The sequence below is a fragment of the Streptomyces griseocarneus genome (assembly GCF_014655595.1).
Lineage (GTDB): Bacteria > Actinomycetota > Actinomycetes > Streptomycetales > Streptomycetaceae > Streptomyces > Streptomyces griseocarneus.
This window is the reverse complement of sequence record NZ_BNBL01000001.1, coordinates 1,015,543-1,038,816: the sequence shown is the minus strand read 5'-3', so window position 1 is coordinate 1,038,816 and position 23,274 is coordinate 1,015,543. Positions and strand designations below refer to the sequence as shown.

General features: G+C 74.7%; 1 protein-coding gene. It reads right to left on the bottom strand.

Features of this window, described 5'->3' with window-relative positions:
• Positions 1-64: 64 nt before the first annotated feature.
• Positions 65-23,200 (bottom strand): type I polyketide synthase, encoded by a 23,136-nt coding sequence (locus IE295_RS04400; RefSeq protein WP_229922936.1) that lies wholly within the window; start codon positions 23,198-23,200, stop codon positions 65-67.
• Positions 23,201-23,274 lie beyond the last annotated feature (74 nt).

Here is a 23,274-nt window from a genome sequence, read left to right as displayed (position 1 = left end):
AGCCGAAGCCGGCGGATTCGTTGGAATGCGTTGTGGGTACGGGAGTTGGCTGCCAATGCCCCGGTCAGGAGATCCCGAATTCCTTGCCGATGAAGTCGAACAGCTCGTCGTCGGTCGCCGAGTGCACCTCGTCGGCCACCTGGGCGGCGGTCGCGCCGGTCGTCCACTCGGCCGCCATGCCCCGTAGCCTCGACGCGATCTCGGAGCGGTGTGCGTCGTCGTCCGCCGCCGTGGACCGGGCGGCGGCAGCGGACCGCAGGGCCGTCTCGATCCTGTCGAGCTCGGCGAGGAGCGAGGTGACGTCCGTCGGGACGGCAGCGGTGCTCCCGGCCTCGGTCTTGGTCACGGCCTCGGTCTCGGTCTTGGCCTCAGCCTCGGCTTCTGCCTCGGCCTTGAGGTGGTCCACGAGCTCGCCGGGCGTCGGGTAGTCGAAGATCAGCGTGGGGGCCAGCCGCAGCCCGGTGTCCTTGGCAAGCCGGTTGCGCAGTTCCACGGCCGTCAGCGAGTCGAACCCGAGGTCGCGGAGAGCCTGTCCCGGTCGTACCGCCTTGGGCGAGGGGAGGCCGAGGACGGCCGCCACGTGCCCGCACACCAGGTCCAGCAGCAGCTTGTGCCGCTCGGGCCCGCCGAGCCCGGCCAGGCGCTCGGCGAGGGAGGGGGCGCCGGCCGCCTCCGTGCCCGCAGTGGCGCGCGCCGTACGGCGCACCGGCACGCGCACCAGGTCGCGGAGGAGGGGCGGGAGCGAGCCGGCGGCCGCCTGGGCGCGGAGTTCCGGCTGGTTCAGCCGTACGGGCACCAGCGCGGGGTCCGTTCCGGCGAGGGCCGCATCGAGGAGGGCGAGCCCGTCCTCGGTGGCCAGGGGCAGGACACCGCTGCGGGCCATGCGGCCGCGGTCGGCGTCGCTCAGCTCCCCCGTGATCCCGCTGCTCTCCTCCCACAGCCCCCAGGCCAGCGACAGGGCCGGCAGCCCCGCCGTGCGCCGCTGCCGGGCCAGGGCGTCCAGGAAGGAGTTCGCGGCGGCGTAGTTGGCCTGCCCCGGGCTGCCGAAGACGCCGGCGGCAGAGGAGAAGAGCACGAACGCCGACAGCTCCATGTCACGGGTCAGCTCGTCGAGGTGCAGGGCCGCGTCCACCTTGGGGGCGAAGACGCGGTCGACGCGCTCGGGCGTCAGGGACGCGACCACGCCGTCGTCGACGACGCCGGCCGCGTGTACGACCGCCCTCAGCGGGCTCCCGGCCGGCACCGACGTGGCCAGTAGCCCGGCCAGCGCCTCCCGGTCGGCGACGTCGCAGGCGGCCACGGTCACCCGCGCGCCGAGCGCCGTGAGCTCCGCCTCCAGCTCCGGCATCCCCGCGCCGCCGGCGCCGCTCCGGCTGACCAGCAGCAGGCTGCGGACGCCGTGTTCGGCCACCAGGTGGCGGGCGACGAGCCGTCCCAGCGTGCCCGACGCGCCGGTGACGAGCACCGTGCCGTCGGCGGGGAAGGCGGAGCCGTCGCGGGGCGTCGCGTCCGGGGCGCCGGCCGGCGCCCGCACGAGGCGGGGTACGAGCACCTCGCCGTCGCGCACCGCGAACTGCTCCTCCCCCGTGCCGAGCAGGGCGGGCAGCGCACGGACGGAGGCGGGGTCGCGGTCCAGGTCGGCCAGGACGAACCGGCCCGGGTTCTCCGACTGCGCGGACCGCACCAGTCCCCAGACGGCGGCCTGGGCGGGGTCGATCTCCTTGTCGTCGTCCTTCGTGACCATCGCGTTGCCGGTGAGCACCACGAGCCGGGACCCGGCCCGCCGGTCATCGGCGAGCCACTGTTGCAGCAGCTCCAGCATGCGGTGCGCGGTCGTGTGGACGTGGCGGACGGGGTGGTCGCTGTCCGGGCGGACGGCCGCCGTCGCGAGGACGACCACCGGCGGCGGGTCTCCCGCCTCCTCGGTGCCCCGCGCGAGGCTCGCCAGGTCGGCGTGGAACGTCGCGGGCACGCCCGCGCCCTCGAAGGCCGCGCGCAGACCGTCGTCGTCACCGATCACGGCCCAGGGCGCGGTCGCGGCAGGAGGCCGGACCGTGGCAAGGGCGTGTGCGGGAGTCCACGGGGTCCACTCGACCCGCAGGAGGGCGTCGTGCCGGCCGGCCCCGCCGGCGGCCCGCGCCAGCTGCTCGCCGGAGACGGCCCGCAGGACGAGGGATTCGACGGACGCGACCGGACGGCCGACGCCGTCGGCGACGTGCAGCGAGACGGTGTCGGGGCCGGCGGCGGTCAGCCGGACCCGCAGGGATGTGGCGCCCGTGGCCTGCACGGTCACGCCGTTCCACGAGAACGGGATCCGCCCCTCCCCGGTGTCGGGGAGCAGCCCGCCCAGGCCCACGGCGTGCAACGCCGCGTCGAGCAGGGCCGGGTGGACGCCGAACCCGGTCACCGCCGTCCCGTCGGGCAGCGCGACCTCCGCGAAGACCTCGACCGTCTCGTCGCCACCACCGCGCCGCCACAGGCCGCGCAGTCCCTGGAAGACCGGCCCGTACGCGAAGCCGCTCTCCGCCAGCCGCTCGTAGGCACCGTCGAGTGCGACGGGCTCGGCATCCGCGATGGGCCACTGCGTCAGGCTGAACGTTTCGGCGCCGGCCTGGGGCTGGTCCGGTGCCTCTGCATGCGCCTGCGAGACCGTGCCGGTCGCGTGGCACGTCCACGGTTCGCCGGCGTCGGCGTGCTCGGACCGGGAGTAGATGTTCACGGCCCGGCACCCGGCCTGATCGGCCGCGCCCACGACGGCCTGCAGCCGCAACGCTCCCTGCGCGGGGACGACGAGCGGGGCGGGCAGGTGGAGTTCGTCCACACGATCGCAGCCCACCTCGTCGGCGGCCCGCAGGGCGAGATCGACGAGGGCGGTACCGGGCAGCAGGACGGTGCCCATGACCGCGTGCTCGGCGAGCCAAGGCTGAGCGGACACGGACAGCCGCCCGGTCAGCAGCGCGCCTTCGCCGTCGGGGAGCGCCACCGCCGCTCCCAGCAGCGGATGCTCGGCGGCCGTCAGTCCCGCCGCCGCCACGTCGCCCGCCGGGGCGCCGGACTCCAGCCAGTAACGCCGGTGCTGGAAGGCGTAGGTGGGGAGTTCGACGAGCCGGGCGTGGTGGACGGCGAACACGGCGGCCCAGTCGACGGCCGTGCCGTGCACGTGGAGCCGGGCGAGGGCGGTCATGACGGCCGCGTCCTCGGGGCGGTCGGCGCGCAGCGCCGGAACGGCCACCGCACCCGCCTCGTCGACGATGTCCTGGACCAGAGCCGCCAGCACACCCCCCGGCCCGACCTCGGCGAACGCGGTCACACCCTCGGCGGTCAACGCCTCGACGCCATCCGCGAAGCGCACCGCATGACGCACATGCCGCACCCAGTACTCCGGGTCGCACAGCTCGTCGGCCGTGGCCAGTCGGCCGGTCAGGGTGGAGACGACCGGGATCTTGGGGGCGGCGAAGGCCATGCCCGCGGCGACGGCCCGGAAGTCCGCGAGCATCGGCTCCATCAGCGGCGAGTGGAAGGCATGCGAGACGGCAAGGGCCTTTGTCCTACGGCCCTGGTCCGCGAGGCGTCCGGCGATCTGCTGGACCGCGTCCTCCGCGCCCGACAGGACCACGGAGGCCGGCCCGTTGACAGCCGCGATGCCCACCTGGTCCTCGCAGCCGGCGAGCAGCGGCAGCACCTCGTCCTCCGACGCCTGCACCGCCACCATCACACCGCCGGCAGGCAGGGCCTGCATCAGGCGACCACGAGCCGCTACGAGCGTGGCCGCATCGGCCAACGACAGCACCCCGGCGACGTGCGCGGCGCCGAGCTCGCCGATCGAGTGCCCGGCCAGGTAGTCGGGCCGTACGCCCCAGGACTCGAGGAGACGGAACAGCGCCACCTCGATCGCGAAGAGAGCGGGCTGAGTGAACTCCGTACGATCCAGCAGCTCGTCCGCGCCCTCGCCGAACACCACATCCCTCAGTGGACGGTCGAGATGCTGGTCGAGCTCGCCGCACACCGCGTCAAAAGCATCAGCGAAGACGGGGAAGGCGCCGTGCAACTCCCGCCCCATCCCAACCCGCTGACTCCCCTGCCCCGAGAACAGGAAGGCCAGGCGGCCGCTGCCGGCCGAACCGCTGCCCTCGTGCACGGCAGGGTCGGCCGCCTCCGTCAGGTCCGCCAGTGCGGCCAGCAGCTCGTCGCGGCCTCGGCCGACGACGGCCGCGCGGTGGCCGAGGGCCGCGCGCGAGGTGGCGAGGGAGAACCCGATGTCGGCGGGTTCCAGGTCCGGGCGCTCGGCGACGAAGGAGGCGAGACGCCGTGCCTGGTCCCGAAGCGCCTGCTCGTCCTTGGCCGACAGCACCCACGGCACGGCAGCCGCCGCACCGCCCCGCTCGACGGGTCCGGCCGGCGACGGCGCCGAGGCGGCGTCGGGTACCTCTTCCAGTACGACGTGGGCATTGGTGCCGCTCACGCCGAAGGAGGAGACCGCCGCGCGGCGCGGACGGCCGTCCGCCGTCCACTCGACGGGTTCGGTCAGCAGCCGCACGGCGCCGGCTTCCCAGTCGACGTGCGACGTGGGCTCGTCGACGTGGAGGGTGCGCGGCAGCACGCCGTGCCGCATCGCCATCACCATCTTGATGACGCCGGCGACGCCGGCCGCGGCCTGCGTGTGCCCGATGTTGGACTTGATGGAGCCCAGCCACAGCGGCTCGTCCTCGGAGCGCGCCTGCCCGTAGGTGGCCAGCAGGGCCTGGGCCTCGATGGGGTCGCCCAGCGTCGTGCCCGTGCCGTGGGCCTCCACCGCGTCCACGTCGGCGGCCGACAGCCCGGCCGATGCCAGGGCCTGCCGGATCACCCGCTGCTGCGACGGACCGTTGGGGGCGGTGAGGCCGTTGCTCGCGCCGTCCTGGTTGACCGCGCTGCCGCGTACGACCGCCAGCACCTGGTGTCCCTTGCGCCGGGCGTCGGAGAGCCGCTCGACGAGCAGCATGCCCACGCCCTCGGCCCAGCCGGTGCCGTCGGCGGACGAGGAGAACGCCTTGCAGCGCCCGTCCGCCGACAGCCCGCGCTGGCGGCTGAACTCGACGAAGGTGTCCGGTGTGGCCATGACGGTCACGCCGCCGACCAGCGCCATCTCGCACTCGCCCTGCCGCAGGGCCTGCGCGGCCAGGTGCAGCGCCACGAGCGACGACGAGCACGCCGTGTCCACGGTCACCGCCGGGCCCTCGAGCCCGAAGGTGTAGGAGACGCGGCCCGAGGCGACACTGCCCGACGTACCCATGCCGAGATGTCCTTCGACGCCCTCGGGCACGGCCGCGAGCCGGCTGCCGTAGTCGTGGTACATCACGCCGGCGAACACGCCCGTACGGGAGCCTCGCATCGCCGCCGGGTCGATCCCGGCGCGTTCGAAGGCTTCCCACGAGGTCTCGAGGAGCAGCCGCTGCTGCGGGTCCATCGCCAGGGCCTCGCGCGGCGAGATGCCGAAGAACGCCGGGTCGAAGTCACCGGCCTCGTACAGGAAGCCGCCCTCCCGCGTGTAGCTCGTGCCGAGGTGGTCCGGGTCCGGGTGGTAGAGGGACTCGACGTCCCAGCCGCGGTCCGACGGGAAGCCGCCGATGGCGTCACCGCCCTCGCTGACCAGCCGCCACAGCTCATCGGGCGTCCGTACGCCACCCGGGTAGCGGCAGCTCATGCCGACGATGGCGATGGGCTCGTCGACGGGGACGGCGGTCGCCGGCACCGGCTGCTGCGGTTCCTCGGCGGAGGAACCCAGCAGATCGCTCAACAGGTGCTGCGCGAGCGCTTCGGGGGTGGGGTGGTCGAAGACGAGCGTCGCCGGGAGACGGAGGCCAGTAGCCGCGTTGAGGGCGTTGCGCAGTTCGACGGCGGTGAGCGAGTCGAAGCCGAGGTCCTTGAACTGCCGGTCGACGGTGACGGACTCCGCCGTCGCATGCCCCAGGACAGCCGCCGCCTGATCGCGGACCAGGTTCCGCAGCACCTCGAGCCGGTCCGCCTCGGGCAGCCCGTCCAGGCGCCGTGCCAGGGAGGACCGTCCGGCGTCCGCCTGTTCGGCGGCTTCCACGGCGCGGCGTACGGGCGTACGTACCAGGTTCCGGAAGAGCGGCGGCAGCGCGCCGGACCGTGCCTGCGCCTGCAGGGCACCGAGCTCCAGGCGGGCCGGCACCACGGCGGCGTGGTGGGCGCGGGTGGCGGCGTCGAAGAGGGCGAGGCCCTCCTCGGTCTCGAGCGCCGCCAGGCCGGAGCGGGTGATGCGGTGCTGGTCGGCCGTGCCGAGAGCACTGCTCAGCGCGCTGGTCTCGGCCCACAGACCCCACGCCAACGACACCGCCTCGAGGCCAGCTGCGCGTCGCTGCTCGGCCAGAGCATCAAGGAAGGCGTTGGCCGCGGCGTAATTGCCCTGCCCCGCGCTGCCGAAGACACCGGCGGCGGAGGAGAAGAGCACGAACGCCGACAGGTCCATGTCCCGCGTCAGCTCGTGCAGGTTGAGGGCAGCAACAGCCTTCGGGGCGAAGACCCGGTCCAACCGCTCCGCATCCAGCGCGGGGATGATCCCGTCATCGGTCACACCCGCCGCATGCACCACACCCGTCAACGGACGCTCAGCCGGAATCCCGGCCAGCACACCCGCCAACGCCTCCCGGTCAGCGACATCACAGGCGACGGTCTCCACACGCGCACCCAGCGCGGCGAGCTCCTCGGCGAACTCCGCCGCACCCTCGGCAACGGGCCCCCGCCGACTCGCCAGGACCAAGTGCCGGACGCCGTGGGCGGTGACCAGGTGCCGGGCCACCAACCGACCCAGCACACCCGAAGCACCCGTCACCAACACCGTGCCGTCAACGTCAAAAACAGGCACATCAGCCGGCGCAGGAACATCGGCACGCACGAGACGAGGCACGAACACCTCACCACCACGCACAACCACCTGAGGCTCCCCCACGCTCAGCGCCGCAGAAAGTGAAGCCTCCTCGTCATCGACATCCACCAGCACGAACCGGCCCGGATTCTCCGACTGCGCCGACCGCACCAAACCCCACACAGCCGCCCGCCACGGATCCACACCACCCGCACCCGCATCCACGGCCACGGCACCACGCGTCACCACAACAAGACGCGCATCCCCCGACCGCTCCCCCGCCAACCACTCCTGCACCAAACCCAACACCGCATACACATCAGCGCCAGGCCCAACCACCACATCACCAGGCACAGCCTCATCGGCCACCCCACCCGACACCGCACGCCGCACCCACTCCACCCGGTACAACGACTCCTGCCGCGCTCCCTGGGCCGCAGTGAGTTGCGCGGCGGTGATGGGCCGAAGGGTGAGGTCGTCGACGGTGGCGACGGGCATACCCGCCTCGTCGGCGATCGACAGCGCGACCGCGTCCCGCCCGGCTCGCGTCAGCCGGACCCGCAGCGTCGCGGCCTCCGTGGCGTACACGCTGACCCCGCTCCACGCGAACGGGAGCCGTCCTTCGTGCCCGTCGGCCAGGAATCCGCTCACCCCCAGCGCGTGCAGCGCCGAGTCGAGCAGGGCCGGGTGGAGCGCGAAGCCCGCGGCGGAGGTCTGCTCGGGCAGCGCGACCTCGGCGAAGAGCTCCTCTCCCCGCCGCCAGGCTCCCCGCAAGCCCTGGAACACCGGTCCGTAGCCGAAACCAGCGGCGGCAAGCTGCTCGTAGCACCCGTCGGTCTCGACCGCCTCCGCGCCGGCAGGCGGCCATTCACGCAGGTCCGCGGCGGTTTCCGTACGCTCGGCGGCGAGGGCTTCGGCCACCGCACCGGTGGCGTGGCAGGTCCACGGCGCGTCCACGGCGTCATCGCCCTCGGCACGCGAGTAGATCTTCACGGTCCGCCGCGCCGCTTCGTCCTCCGCGCCGACGGCCACCCGGATCTGGACCGCGCCCTGTTCGGGCAGTACGAGCGGGGTGGCTAGGGTCAGTTCCTCGACCCGGCCCCACCCGACCTCGTCGCCGGCGCGCACCGCCATCTCCAGGAAGGCCGTCCCCGGCAGCAGGACGACGCCGGACACCGCATGGTCGCCGAGCCAGAGGTGCGTGGCCGGCGACAACCGCCCGGTCAGCAGCACACCGCCCTCGTCGGGCAGGCTCACCGCCGCGCCCAGCAGACCGTGGGCAGCCGCCGCCTGGCCCACCGAGGCCACGTCGCCGGAGACGGCGGGCGCGTCGAGCCAGTACCGCTCGCGCTGGAAGGCGTACGTGGGAAGGTCGACGCGCCGGGCGCCCCGGCCGGCGAAGACGGCGGGCCAGTCGACGGCAGTGCCGTGGACGTGCAGCTGGGCCATGGCCCTCATGAGCGCCACGTCCTCGGAACGGTCACCCCGCAGAGCCGGCACGGCCGCGAGCGACTGGGCCAAGGCGGTCAACACCCCGCCGGGACCGATCTCGAGGCACGTACCGACACCTTCGGCGGCCAGCGTCCCGAGGGCGTCCGCGAAGCGGACCGCCTGGCGGACGTGCCGCACCCAGTACTCCGGGTCGCACAGGTCCTCCGCCGACACAAGCTCACCGGTCAGGGTGGAGACGATCGGGATGGCGGGAGCGGCGAAGGCCATGGCCTCGGCGACGGCCCGGAAGTCGGCGAGCATGGGGTCCATAAGTGGTGAGTGGAAGGCGTGCGAGACCGACAGCGCCTTCGTCTTACGCCCCTGGGCCGCGAGCTGCGCCACAATCCCGGCGACAGCCTCCTCCGCGCCCGAAACGACCACAGACGTCGGCCCGTTGACCGCAGCGATGCCGACCTGGTCCTCGTAGCCGGCGAGCAACGGAAGGACCTCGTCCTCCGACGCCTGCACCGCCACCATCACGCCACCGGCCGGCAGCGCCTGCATCAGACGCCCGCGAGCCGCTACGAGCGCGGCCGCGTCCGTCAGAGACAGCACACCCGCCACATACGCCGCAGCCAGCTCACCGATCGAATGCCCGGCCAGGAAGTCCGGCCGCACACCCCACGACTCGACGAGACGGAACAACGCCACCTCGACCGCGAACAACGCCGGCTGAGTAAACCCAGTCCGATTCAGCGAGTCAGCGTCCTCACCGAACACCACATCCCGCAGCGGACGGTCGAGATGGCCGTCGAGCTCCGCACACACGGCATCAAACGCCTCAGCGAACACCGGGAACGCGGCATACAACTCCCGCCCCATCCCCGCCCGCTGACTCCCCTGCCCCGAGAACAGGAACGCCAGCCGCCCACCGACAACACCAGACCCGCTGACCTCACCCCGGGCCAGCCCCTCCAGCCCCCGCACCAACTCCTCACGGTCCGCGCCCACCGCAAACCCGCGGTACGGCAGCGCGCCCCGCGTCGTGGCCAGCGAGAACGCCACGTCCAGCGCATCGAGACCGGCATCGGCCTGCACGAACGACAGCAGCCGCTCCGCCTGCCCCCGCAACGCGTCGGCGTCCTTCCCCGACACCAGCCACGGCACGGCGACGCCCCCAGCGCTCTCACGCCCGCCGTCCTCCTCGGCCTGTACGACCACAGGCGCCACCTGCTCGAGGACCACGTGCGCGTTCGTACCGCTCACGCCGAACGACGACACGCCTGCTCGTCGCGGACGCCCCTCGGCATCCACCGCCCACTCCACCGGCTCGGTCAGCAGGCGTACCTCGCCCGCCGACCAGTCCACATGCGGCGACGGCTCATCGACGTGCAGGGTCTTCGGCAGCACACCGTGCCGCATCGCCTGCACCATCTTGATGATCCCGCCCACGCCCGCCGCCGCCTGCGTGTGACCCACGTTCGACTTCAGCGACCCCAGCCACAACGGACGGCCCTCCGGCCGCTCCTGGCCATACGTCGCCAACACCGCTTGCGCCTCGATCGGATCACCCAACGTCGTGCCCGTACCGTGCGCCTCGACCACGTCGACATCCGCCGGGGACAAACCGGCACCGGCCAGCGCCTGCCGGATCACCCGCTGCTGCGCCGGACCGTTCGGGGCCGTCAGACCGTTCGATGCACCGTCCTGGTTTATGGCACTCCCCCGGACCACCGCCAGCACCTCGTGCCCCTTGCGCCGCGCGTCCGACAGTCGCTCCACCAGGAGCATGCCCGCGCCCTCGGCCCAGCCCGTGCCGTCCGCGTCGGCGGAGAAGGCCTTGCAGCGGCCGTCCGCCGCCAGGCCCCGCTGGCGGCTGAACTCCACGAAGATGTTCGGCGTGGCCATGACGGTCACACCGCCGACCAGCGCCATCTCGCACTCGCCCTGGCGCAGCGCCTGGGCCGCGAGGTGCAGGGCGACCAGCGACGACGAGCATGCCGTGTCCACCGTCACCGCCGGGCCCTCCAGCCCGAACGTGTACGCCACCCGGCCGGAGGCGATGCTGCCCGCGCTGCCGTTGACGACGTAGCCTTCGAAGCCCTCGGGGATGGTGGACAGCCGCGAGCCGTAGTCGTGGTACATCACGCCGGCGAACACGCCCGTACGGGAGCCACGCATCGCCGCCGGGTCGATCCCCGCCCGCTCGAACGCCTCCCACGACGTCTCGAGCAACAGCCGCTGCTGCGGGTCCATCGCCAGCGCCTCACGCGGCGAGATGCCGAAGAACGCCGGATCGAAATCACCGGCCTCGTAAAGGAAGCCGCCTTCCCGCGTATAGCTCGTACCCGCGTGGTCCGGGTCCGGGTGGTACAAGGACTCGACGTCCCAGCCGCGGTCCGACGGGAAGCCGCCGACCGCGTCCGTCCCCTCGGCGACCAGGCGCCACAGGTCTTCGGGCGAGCGGACGCCGCCCGGGTAGCGGCAGCTCATGCCCACGATGGCGATGGGATCGTCCGCCCCGGACGCCCCCGCCGCTCCGAGGGCCACGGACGTCGCGGCCCCGGCCGCCGAAGCCGCGTCCGACGTCCCCGGCGTCCCTTGCGCACCCAGCAGTTCTCCGCGCAGGTAACGGGCGAGGGCGATGGGGTTGGGGTGGTCGAAGACGAGGGTGGCAGGAAGCCGGGTGCCGGAGGCGGCGTTCAGGAGGTTGCGGAGCTCGACGGCGGTGAGGGAGTCGAAGCCCAGCTCCTTGAAGGCGCGTTCGGGCTCGATCTGCTCCGGCGAGGCGTGGCCCAGCACGGTGGCGATCTGCTTCCGTACGAGCTCCAGCAGGGCGCGCTCCTGCTCTGCGCCGCCGAGCCCGGCCAGGCTCTGGGCGAGGTTCGAGGAGGCCCGATCGGCCGTCGTGTCTCCGTCGGCCTGCCGGCTCGTCCGTACCCGCCGCGTGGGTGCCGCGACCAGGCCGCGCAGCAGGGCGGGCACGTCGCCGTCGGCGGCCCGGGCGCGGAGCCCGGCGGTGTCGAGGCGGACGGGGAACAGGACGTCGCCGTCGGCCGCGCAGGCGGCGTCGAAGAGGGCGAGGCCCTCGGCGGAGTCCATCGCGGCCAGGCCCATGCGCCGGATGCGGGCCAGGTCGGCCGGGTCCAGCTTGCCGGTCATGCCGCTGCCTTCGGCCCACAGGCCCCAGGCCAGCGAGAGGGCCGGGAGTCCGGCAGCACGGCGACGCTGGGCGAGGGCGTCCAGGAAGGAGTTCGCGGCCGCGTAGTTGGCCTGGCCGGCGCCGCCGAGGGTGGCGGAGACGGAGGAGAAGAGCACGAAGGCCGAGAGGTCCGTGTGCCGTGTGAGGTCGTGCAGGTTGAGTGCGGCGTCCACCTTGGGGCGCAGGACCCGGTCGACGCGTTCGGGGCTCAGGGCGGACACGATGCCGTCGTCCGTGACGCCGGCCGCGTGCACGACGGCGGTCAGCGGGTGTTCGGCCGGTATCGCGGCCAGCACGGCGGCGAGCGCGTCGCGGTCCGCCACGTCGCAGGCCACGGTGAGGACGTCGGCGCCCAGCGCGGCGAGCTCGGCCTCGAAGGCGGCGGCGCCGTCGGCGGCCAGTCCGCGGCGCCCAGCCAGGACGAGGTGCCGCACGCCGTGCTCGGCCACCAGGTGCCGGGCGACGAGACGCCCGAGGGTTCCGGTGGCACCGGTGACGAGAGTGGTGCCGTCGACCGGGAATTCGGCCGGGAAGGAACCCGGCAGGTCCTGCGGCGTGCTCGCGGCCGTCCTCGTCAGCCGGGGCAGCAGGATCGCGTCGCGGCGGACGGCCAGTTGGGGCTCGCCGCTGCCGGCGGCGGCGCGCAGGGCGGTCTCGAGGTCGCCGTCCCCGTCGAGGTCGACGAGGACGAAGCGGTCCGGGTTCTCCGACTGTGCCGACCGCACCAGGCCCCACACGGCCGCCTGCGCCGGGTCGAGCGCGTGCGGCTCGCCGTCGGGCGAGACGGCGTCGCGCGTCACGAGGACCAGGCGGGAGCCGGTGAAGCGGTCGTCGGCGAGCCATCGCTGTACGAGCCGCAGGGCGTGCAGGGCAGTGGCCCGTACGGCACCGGCCGGCGTCTCCGCCGCCTCCTCGGCCTCGACCGGCGCGAGGACGAACGCGGGCACGGCCGCGTCCGTGTCGTCCTCGAGGGCGGCGAGCGTGACGACCGGATCCGGCTGGCGGACGTCCGCCGGAGTCGTCTGCGGGGCGGGTACCCAGTCCAGCCGGAAGAGGGAGTCCTGCCCGGACTTGGCCACGGCCCCGCGCAGTTGCTCCACGGAGACCGGACGCAGCGCGAGCGAGCCGATCGAGGCGACCGGCTGTCCGGCGCCGTCGGCGACCAGCACCGCGACGGCGTCCGTGCCGGCGGGGGTCAGCCTGATGCGGAGTACGGGCGTCCCGCCGGCCCGCAGGCTCACCGCGCCCCAGGCGAACGGCAGCAGGCCCTGTCCGGTCTCGGTTCCCGACAGCAGACCCAGCCAGGAGGCGTGCAGCGCGGAGTCGAGGAGGGCGGGGTGCAGCCCGTACGCGTCCGCGTCCGGTGCCTGCTCCTCGGGCAGGGCCGCCTCGGCGAACAGGGTGTCGCCCTGTCGCCAGGCCGCCCGGAGCCCTCGGAAGACGGGCCCGTAGCCGAAGCCGAGGTCCGTGAGCCGGTCGTAGATGTCGTCGGTGACGACCGGCTCGGCGCCCGGGGGCGGCCAGGCGGTGAGATCCGTGACCGGTGCCTCGAACGCGTCTTCCCGGGCGAGCGTTCCGTCGGCGTGGAGCGTCCATTCCCCCGTGCCGGGGCCGTCCTCGGGCCGGGAGTACAGCGCCAGTGCGCACCGGCCCGTGGCGTCCTGGGCGCCGACGGTGAGCCGGAGCTGGACCGCGCCCCGCTCGGGCAGGACGAGCGGCGCGGACAGGGTCAGTTCCTCGACTCCGCCGCGGCCGGCCTCGTCGGCGGCGCGCAGGGCCAGCTCGACGAACGCCGTACCGGGCACGAGCACCACACCGGACACGGCGTGGTCGGCGAGCCAGGGGTGCGTGGTCAGGGACAGCCGGCCGGTGAGGACCATGCCGCCGTCCGGCAGGCCGACCGTGGCGCCCAGCATGGGGTGGCCGGCGTCGGCGAGGCCGATCGCCACGGGGTCGGTGGTCGCGGCGGGGTTGGCGAGCCAGTAGCGGCTGCGCTGGAAGGAATAGGTCGGCATGTCGACGCGGTGGGCGCCCCGGCCGGCGAAGACCTCCGCCCAGTCCACGGCGATGCCGCGTACGTGCAGCCGGGCGATCGCCGCCGTGATCGCCACGTCCTCGGCGCGCTCGGCGCGCAGGGCCGGGACGGCCACGATGCCCTCGCCGTCGGTGCCGTCCTGGGCCAGGGCGGTCAGCACCCCGCCGGGACCTATCTCGAGGAACGTTTCGGCGCCTTCGGCGGCCAGCGTCCCGACGGCGTCCGCGAAGCGGACCGCCTGGCGCACGTGCCGCACCCAGTACTCCGGGTCGCACAGCTCCTCACCGGAGGCCAGGCGTCCCGTCAGCGTCGAGACGACCGGCACGGCCGGCGCGGCGAACGCCACGCTCTGCGCCACGGCCCGGAACTCCGCCAGCATCGGCTCCATCAGCGGCGAGTGGAAGGCGTGGGAGACCGACAGTGCCTTCGTCTTACGACCCTGGGCCGCGAGCCGTTCGGCGATCTCCGTGACAGCGTCCTCCGCACCCGACAGCACGACGGCCCGCGGGCCGTTGATCGCGGCGATGCCGGCCCGGTCCTCGTAGCCGGCGAGCAGCGGAAGGACCTCGTCCTCCGACGCCTGCACCGCCACCATCACACCGCCCGTCGGCAGCGCCTGCATCAGACGCCCGCGAGCCGCTACGAGCGCGGCCGCATCGGCCAGCGACAACACACCCGCCACATGCGCCGCAGCCAGCTCACCGATCGAATGCCCGGCCAGGAAGTCCGGCCGTACGCCCCACGACTCCACCAGCCGGTACAACGCCACCTCGACCGCGAACAACGCCGGCTGAGTGAACCCGGTCTGATTCAGCAGGTCGGCGTCCTCGCCGAACACCACGTCCCGCAGCGGACGGTCGAGATGCACATCCAGTTCGCCACACACCGCATCAAACGCCTCAGCGAACACCGGGAACGCGGCATACAACTCCCGCCCCATCCCTACCCGCTGGCTCCCCTGCCCCGAGAACAGGAACGCCAGCTGCCCACCGACCACACCAGAGCCACCCGCATCGCCCCGAGCCAGCCCCTCCAGCCCCCGCACCAGCTCCTCACGGTCCGCGCCCACGACGGCCGCGCGCCATTCCAGCGCGGCGCGCGCCGTGGCCAGGGTGAAGCCGATGTCGGCCGCGTCCGGCTCGGGGTGGGTCCGTACGTACGCCAGGAGGCGCTCGGCCTGGGCCCGGAGGGCTGTCGCGTCGCGGCCGGAGATCAGCCACGGGACGGCCGTCGTGGCCGTGACGGCCGAACCGCCCGCTGGGTCACCGCCACTGTCCTCGCCCTCGTCAGCCGCATCGGCGTCGGCGGCCGGCGCCTGCTCCACGATGACGTGGGCGTTCGTGCCGCTCACGCCGAACGCGGACACGCCGGCGCGGCGGACGCGGTCGTCGTCCGACGGCCACGGTGCCGGCTCGGTGAGGAGCTCGACCGCGCCCGCCGACCAGTCGACCTGCGGGGTCGGTTCGGCGACGTGGAGCGTGCGGGGCAGCAGGTCGTGGTGCAGTGCGAGCACCATCTTCATGACGCCGGCGACGCCCGCCGCCGCCTGCGTGTGGCCGATGTTGGACTTGAGCGAGCCCAGCCGCACGGGCGGGCGGCCGTCCGGCCGTTCCTGTCCGTAGGTGGCCAGCAGGGCCTGGGCCTCGATCGGGTCGCCGAGCCGGGTGCCGGTGCCGTGCGCCTCCACGGCGTCGACGTCGGCGGCGTCGAGGCCGGCGTTGGCCAGGGCCTGTCGGATGACGCGCTGCTGGGACGGGCCGTTCGGCGCCGTCAGGCCGTTGCTGGCGCCGTCCTGGTTGATGGCCGAGCCGCGGACGACCGCCAGGACGGGGTGTCCCTTGCGGCGGGCGTCCGAGAGGCGCTCGACGAGCAGCATGCCGGCGCCCTCGCCCCAGCCGGTGCCGTCGGCGTCGGCGGAGAAGGCCTTGCAGCGGCCGTCGGCCGCGAGGCCCCGCTGCCGGCTGAACTCCACGAAGATGCCGGGGGTGGACATGACCGTGACACCGCCGGCCAGGGCGAGGTCGCACTCGCCCTGGCGCAGCGCCTGCACCGCCAGGTGCAGCGCCACCAGCGACGACGAGCATGCCGTGTCCACCGTCACCGCCGGACCCTCCAGCCCGAACGTATAGGCAAGGCGCCCGGAGACCACGCTGGCGGCGCGTCCGGTGAGGAGGTAGCCCTCGACGCCGTCGGGGGCGCGGCGCGTTCCGGAGGCGTAGTCCTGGCCGTAGTCCTGGCCGTTGGAGCCGACGAAGACGCCGGCCTGGGTGCCCTTGAGCGTCGCGGGGTCGATTCCGGCACGTTCGAAGGCCTCCCACGAGGTCTCGAGGAGCAGCCGCTGCTGCGGGTCCATGGCCAGGGCCTCGCGCGGCGAGATGCCGAAGAAGGCCGCGTCGAAGTCACCGGCGTCGTAGAGGAAACCGCCTTCGCGGGCGTAGGTGGTGCCGGTGCGGCCGGGGTCGGGGTCGTACAGGGCCTCGAGGTCCCAGCCACGGTCGGCGGGGAAGCCGGACAGGGCGTCGGTGCCGTCGACGAGGAGCTGCCACAGGTCCTCGGGCGTGCGCACGCCGCCGGGGAAGCGGCAGCTCATGGCGACGATGGCGATGGGCTCGTCGTCGGCCGGACGCGCCACGACGGGCGCTGGCACCGGCACCGCGGTCTCCGCCGCGTTCTGCCCCTGCCCCGGGACCTGGGCGAGGAGGAAGGCGGCGAGGTCCTTGGGGCTGGGGTAGTCGAAGACGACCGTGGTCGGCAGGCGCATGCCGGTGGCGGCGGCGAGGCGGTTGCGCAGCTCGATGGCCGTCAGCGAGTCGAAGCCGACCTCGCGGAACGCCCTGCCGGGCTGGACGCGTTCGGCGCCGGCGTGGCCGAGGACGGTGGCCGCCTGGGTGCGGACGAGTTCGAGTACGGCGCGGGAGCGTTCGGCCTCGTTGAGGCCGGCCAGGCGCTGTGCGAGGGCCGGGCCGGTGGTGCCGGCGTCGCCCGTCGACGCTGTTCCGGCGGCGGCGTCGAGGAGGCGTCGTGCCTCGGGCAGGTCGCGCAGCAGCGGGTAGTCGCCGGTGACGGCGAAGGCGGGGACGAAGCGGTCCCAGTCGATGTCGGCGACGGTCACCGCGATGTCGTCGCTCGCGATGGCCCTGTCCATGGCCTGGACGCCGAGGTCGGCGGCCATGGGGAGGATGCCGCGCCGGGTGAGGTGCGCCTCTGCGGCGTCGCCCATCATGCGGCCGCTGCCCCAGGAGCCCCAGGCGATGGCGGTGGCGGGCAGGCCTGCCGCGCGCCGCTGCTGGGCGAGTGCGTCGAGGAAGGCGTTGGCGGCGGCGTAGCCGCCCTGGCCGCCGTTGCCGACGACGCCCGCGATGGAGGAGAAGAGGACGAAGAAGCCGAGGTCGTCGCCGCGTTCCCGGGTCAGTTCGTGGAGGTTGAGGGCGGCGTCGGCCTTGGGGCGCAGGACGCGCTCGAGGCGTTCGCCGGTGAGGGCGTCGAGGACGCCGTCGTCGAGCACGCCGGCGGCGTGGATGACGCCGGTGAGCGGGTACTCCTCGGGCAGGGTGTCCAGCAGCTGCCGGAGCCGGTCGCGGTCGGCCGCGTCGCAGGCGGCGACGGTGGTGCGGGTGCCGAGGGCCTCGAGTTCGTCGCGGAGCGCGGCGGCTCCGTCGGCGGCGAGGCCGCTGCGGCTGGTGAGGACGAGGTGCCGGGCGCCGCCGGCGGCGAGCCGGCGGGCGACGTGGGCGCCGAGGGTGCCGGTGCCGCCGGTGATCAGGACGGTGCCGTGGGAGCGGTAGTCGCCGGCGCGGCCGGGGGTGACGTTCGCCTCGGCGCGTACGAGGCGCCGGGCGAGGGGGCCGGAGGCGCGTACGGCCAGCTCGTTCTCGCCGCCGGGGTCGGCGAGGAGGCTCACCAGGAGGGTGAGGGCGCGCTCGTCGGGGGTGTCGGGCAGGTCGATCAGGCCGCCCCAGCGCTGGGGGTACTCGGCGCCGGCGACCCGGCCCAGCCCCCAGATCCCGGCCTGCGCCGGGTCGCGGAGCGGGTCGGCGGGGCCGGTCGAGACGGCGCCCGACGTGAGGCACCACAGCGGTGCGTTGACACCGGCGTCGCCGAGCGCCTGGAGGAGGGCGACGGTGGCGGGCAGTCCGGCGCCGGTCCGGGGTGCCTGCGGAATCGTTTCTTCAGTCGCGAGCAGGGAGACCACGCCGGTGAACCCGGAGACGTCGGCGAGGCCGGCGAGCCGGGCGGCGAGCGCCTCCCGGCCGTCGCCGTGACCAACCGTCAGCAGATCGACGCGCGCGCCGCGTCCGGCCAGGGCGTCACGGACGGCGGCGGCCACGGTGCCGTCGGACACCGCGCCATCGGTCACCGCACCGTCAGCCAGCATGTGGTCCGCAGCAGCCCCCGCCCCCGGCACCACCAGCAGCCACGCCCCGGTCACGGAGGCAGCCTGCTTCCGCTGGGCGGGCCGCCAAGTGGCCCGATAGCGCCAGCCGTCGATGACGGAGGTCTCGTTGGCCTTGCGGCGCCAGTCGGCCAGTCCCGCCAGCACGTCGCCGAAGGCGGCGTCGGCGTCCACGCCGAGGGAGGCGGTCAGCGCCGTGAGGTCCTCGCCCTCTACGGCCTGCCAGAACCGTGCCTCCTCGGCCGTGTGCGCGGCGCGGGCCCCGCCGTCGGCCGGGACCGACGGTCCGGAGGGCAGCCAGAAGCGGCGGCGCTGGAACGGGTAGGTGGGCAGGTCGGCCCGGCGGACGGGCTGCCCGGCGAACACCGCGGCCCAGTCGACCGGCACGCCGTGGACGTACGCCTCGCCGAGCGCGGTCAGCCAGCGGGCCGGGCCTCCGTGGTCGCGGCGCAGCGAGGCGACCACGACGGCCTCGTCGGCGCCGGCCGCCTCGGCGGTCTCCTGCAGGCCGACGGCGAGGACGGGGTGGGGGCTGACCTCGACGAAGACGTGGTGCCCGGTCTCCATCAGCGCGCGCACGGCGGGCTCGAAGCCTACGGTCGCGCGGAGGTTGCGGTACCAGTAGGCGGCGTCGAGCGCGGCGGTGTCGACGACCTCGCCGGTGACGGTGGAGTGGAAGGGCGTGTGCGGTACGCGCGGGGTGATGCCCTCCAGCGCCTGGGCGAGTTCGGCCTCGATGATCTCGACGTGGGAGGAGTGGGAGGCGTAGTCGACCGGTATGCGCTTGGCCCGGACGCCGTCGGCCGTGCAGGCCTCGAGCAGTTCGTCGAGGGCGTCCGCGTCGCCGGAGACGACGACCGAGCGGGGGCCGTTGACGGCGGCGACGCCGATGCGGTCGTTCCAGCGCTCCAGGCGCCGGGTGACGTCGGCGAGCGGCTCGGGTACGGACACCATGCCGCCGAGTCCGGCGAGGCGGCCGAGCAGGCGGCTGCGGAGGGCGACGACGCGGGCGGCGTCCTCGAGGCTGAGGGCGCCGGCGACGCAGGCGGCGGCGATCTCGCCCTGGGAGTGGCCGACGACGGCCGCCGGCCGGACGCCGAAGGAGCGCCACAGTTCGGCCAGCGACACCATCACGGCCCACAGGGCGGGCTGGACGACGTCGTCGGCGCTGTTGAGCTCCGGGGCTCCCGGGGCGCCGCGCAGGACGTCCTCGAGCGACCAGTCGACGTGGGGGGCCAGGGCCTCGCCGCAGGCGCGCAGCCGTTCGCGGAAGACGGCGGAGGTGTCGAGGAGTTCGACGGCCATGCCGGCCCACTGGGAGCCCTGGCCGGGGAAGACGAAGACGGTGCGGCGGTCCGGGGCCGCGAGGCCCTGGGCGGTGTGGGCGGGCGGGGTCTGGCCGCTGGCCAGGGCGCGCAGGGCGTCGGTGAGTTCGGCGCGGCCGGCGCCGACGGCCACGGCCCGCTGCTCGAAGGCGGCCCGGGTGGTGGCCAGGGCGTGGCCGATGTCCGCCGGGTGTGCGTCGGGGTGTGCCTCGGCGTGGGCCAGGAGGGCCGCGGCCTGCGCCCGCAGGGCTTCGGGGGTGCGCGCGGACAGCGGCCAGGGGACGACGGACGCGGGGACGGCGGCCGGGTCGGCGTCCGTCGCGGCGCCCGTCGTGGCGTCCGTCGTGGCGTCCGTGTCGTCGGGGGCCTGTTCGAGGATGGCGTGGGCGTTGGTGCCGCTGATGCCGAAGGAGGAGACGCCGGAGCGGCGCGGCCGCCCGGTCTCGGGCCAGTCGGACTCGGTGCTCAGCAGGCGTACGGCGCCGGCGGACCAGTCGACGTGCGGTGAGGGCTCGTCGGCGTGCAGGGTCCTGGGCAGGACGCCGTGGCGCAGGGCCAGCACCATCTTGATGACGCCGGCGACGCCGGCGGCGGCCTGGGTGTGGCCGATGTTGGACTTGAGCGAGCCCAGCCACAGCGGCCGGTCCTCGGGGCGGCCCCGGCCATAGGTGGCCAGCAGGGCCTGGGCCTCGATGGGGTCGCCCAGTGTGGTGCCCGTGCCGTGGGCGTCGACGGCGTCGACGTCGGCGGGCGCGAGTCCGGCGCCCGCGAGGGCCTGGCGGATGACGCGCTGCTGGGCGGGGCCGCTGGGGGCGGTGAGGCCGTTGCTGGCACCGTCCTGGTTGATGGCGGTGCCGCGGACGACGGCCAGCACGGGGTGGCCCTTGCGCCGGGCGTCCGAGAGCCGCTCGAGCAGGACCATGCCGGCGCCCTCGGCGAGGCCGAAGCCGTCGGCGTCGGCGGAGAAGGCCTTGCAACGCCCGTCGGGGGCGAGCGCGCGCTGCTTGCTGAACTCGACGAACGAACCGGCGGAGGGCAGTACGGTCGCGCCGCCGGCCAGGGCCAGCGAGCACTCGCCCTGCCGCAGCGCCTGTACGGCCAGGTGCAGGGCCACCAGCGACGAGGAGCACGCGGTGTCCACGGTCACGGCCGGGCCCTCGAGGCCGAAGGTGTAGGAGATGCGGCCGGACGCGACGCTGGCGGTGTTGCCGGTGAGCAGGTATCCGCTGACCTCCTCGGCCGCCTCGTACAGCCGGGGCCCGTAGTCCATGGTCATGGCGCCGACGAAGGCGCCGGTGCGGCTGCCGCGCAGCGTGGTGGGGTCGATGCCGGCCCGTTCGAAGGCCTCCCAGGCCGTCTCCAGCAGCAGGCGCTGCTGGGGGTCCATGGCCAGGGCCTCGCGGGGCGAGATGCCGAAGAACTCGGGGTCGAAGTCGGCGGCGTCGGGCAGGAGGCCGGCTTCGCGCTGGTAGTAGCGGCCCGGGCGGCCGGGTTCGGGGTCGTAGAGACCTTCGGTGTCCCAGCCGCGGTCGCCGGGGATGGCCGACACCGCGTCCCCGCCGGCGCGCAGCAGCCGCCAGAGGTCTTCGGGGGTGCGGATGCCGCCGGGCAGGCGGCAGCTCATGGAGACGATGGCGATCGGTTCGTCCCAGGCGACCGCCGTCGTCCCGTCCGTGTCCGGGGTGCCGTCCGTGAGTTGCGTGCCCAGGGCCTCGGCGACGATGCGCGCGGCGAGGCTGCCGGCGGTGGGGTGGTCGAAGACGACGGTGTGCGGCAGGGCGAGGCCGGTGGCCTCGTTGAGGCGGTTGCGCAGTTCGATGGCGGTGACGGAGTCCAGGCCCAGGTCGCGGAAGGCGCGGTCCGCGCCGACGCCCGCGGGGTCGGCGAGGTTGAGCAGGGCGGCCGTGGTGGACCGCACCAGGTCGGCGGCCGCGCGCTCGCGTCCGTCCTCGGGCAGGGCGCGCAGCCGTGCCGCGAAGGTGGTGTCGTCGTCGGTGGGGTCGGACGGGCGCCGGAAGGCGTAGGTGGGCAGGGGGACGCGGCGCGGCGCCGGGCCGGGGAAGGCGGTCGCCCAGTCGACGTCGACGCCCTGGACGTAGGCCTCGGCGAGGGCGGTGCGCAGGCGCCGTTCGTCGCCCTGGTCGCGGCGCAGGGAGCCGACGGCGACGGCGGTGTGCCCGGCGGCGGTCGCGGTCTCCTGCATGAGGGCGGTCAGGGAGGGGTGGGCGCTGATCTCGACGAGCGCGTCGTGGCCGTCGGCGAGCAGGGCCCGGGTGGTCTCCTCGAAGCGCACGGGGTGGCGCAGGGTGCGGAACCAGTGCTCGGCGTCCGCTTCCCGGCCGTCGATGCGGCCGCCGGTGTACGAGGAGTACAGCGGGGTGCGGGCGGTGCGCGGTGCGAGGGACGCCAGTTCGCTCAGGAGCCGGTCGCGGATCTCGTCGATGTGGGGCGAGTGGGCCGCGAGGCCGACGGCGACGCGCCGGGCCCGGACGCCCTCGGCGGTCAGCGCGTCCAGGAGTTCCAGGGCGGCGTCGGTGTCGCCGGAGACGACCACGGCGCCGGGGCCGTTGTGGCCGGCGATGACCAGGCGTCCGTCGTAGGGCTCCAGACGGGGCGTCACCTCGGCCGCGGGCAGGGCGACGGTGATCATTTCGCCGCGTCCGGTGAGGGTGGCCTGGGCCCGGCCCCAGGAGATGACGAGGCGGGCCGCGTCCTCGAGGGTGAGGGCGCCGGCGACGTGGGCGGCGGCGATCTCGCCGACGCTGTGCCCGGCCACCGCGTCGGGGTGCACGCCGTGGGCGCGCCAGGTCTCGGCGAGCGCGACCTGCACGGCGAACAGGGCGGGCTGGACGACGTCGGGGGTCTCGAGCGCGGGGGCGCCGTCGGCGCCGCGCAGCAGGTCGGTCAGGTTCCAGTCGAGGTGGGGGGCGAGGGCCTCCTGGCAGCGCCCGACCGCGGCCCGGAACTCGGGGACGGCCTCGAGGAGTCCGGCGGCCATGCCCTGCCACTGCGTGCCCTGGCCGGCGAAGACGAAGGCGGTGCCGCCGGTGGCGGTGACCGTGCCGCGTACGAGGTCGGCCGACGGGTCGCCGTGGGCGGCGGCCTCGAGGGCCCGCAGGAGTTCGTCGCGGGTGTCGCCGAGGACGACGGACCGGTGGGGGAAGCGGTGGCGGGTGGTGGCGAGGGCGTGGCCGACGGCGGCGGGGTCGAGCCCGGGGTGGTCGCTCAGGTGCCGGTGGAGCGCGCGGGCCTGGGCGCGCAGGGCCTCGGGGCCGGCGGCGGAGAGGATCCAGGGCAGCGGCGTACGGGCGGGGCCCGCCGCGTCGGGGCGGGGCGCCGGGGCGGTGCGTAAGGCGTCGGCCGGCTCCTGGGTCCAGGGGTCGCCCGGCTCCGCGCCGGGGCGCAGGACGTGCTGGATGTCGTCGCCGTCGGCCAGGGCGCGTTCGAGGGGCTTGAGGAGCAGGGCCCCGAAGCCTCCGGAGGGCCGGTGCGGTGTGCCGGGGGCGGCCGGCAGGCCGGGGCCCGCGGCCAGGGCGAGGGTGCCGGCGCCGCGGCTGAGGCCTTCGCAGGCGGCGTCGAGCGCCGCCTGGGCGTCGGTGCCGTCGTGGGAGAGGGTCACCTCGTCCAGGCGGAGCGCCCGGGCCACCGCGCGCGCCGCGTCGTCGCCGGTGCCGTCGGGGGCGTCGCCGGCGAGGTGGACCGCGGGCCGGTGGGCCGCGGCGGTCGCGGGCAGGACGCCGGCGTCCTCCATGGCCTCCCAGAGCAGTTCGAGCACGGCGGGCCCGCCGGGTATGCCCGTGGCGGCCGCGCCGTCCGCCGGGAGTCCCAGGAATTCCGCGTCGAAGGCGTCACATTCCTCGGGTGGGCGATGAGCCGATCCGACGACCGCTATCGCGTTCATCTGCACCGCTTCGAACTCGGGGAGAACCGACTCGGATCCGCTCATTTTCGTGCTCCATCAACCGTTGAACCACTGCCGAATACCCGGGAAGCCGACCGTTCCGGCGCAGGAGTGCGCCG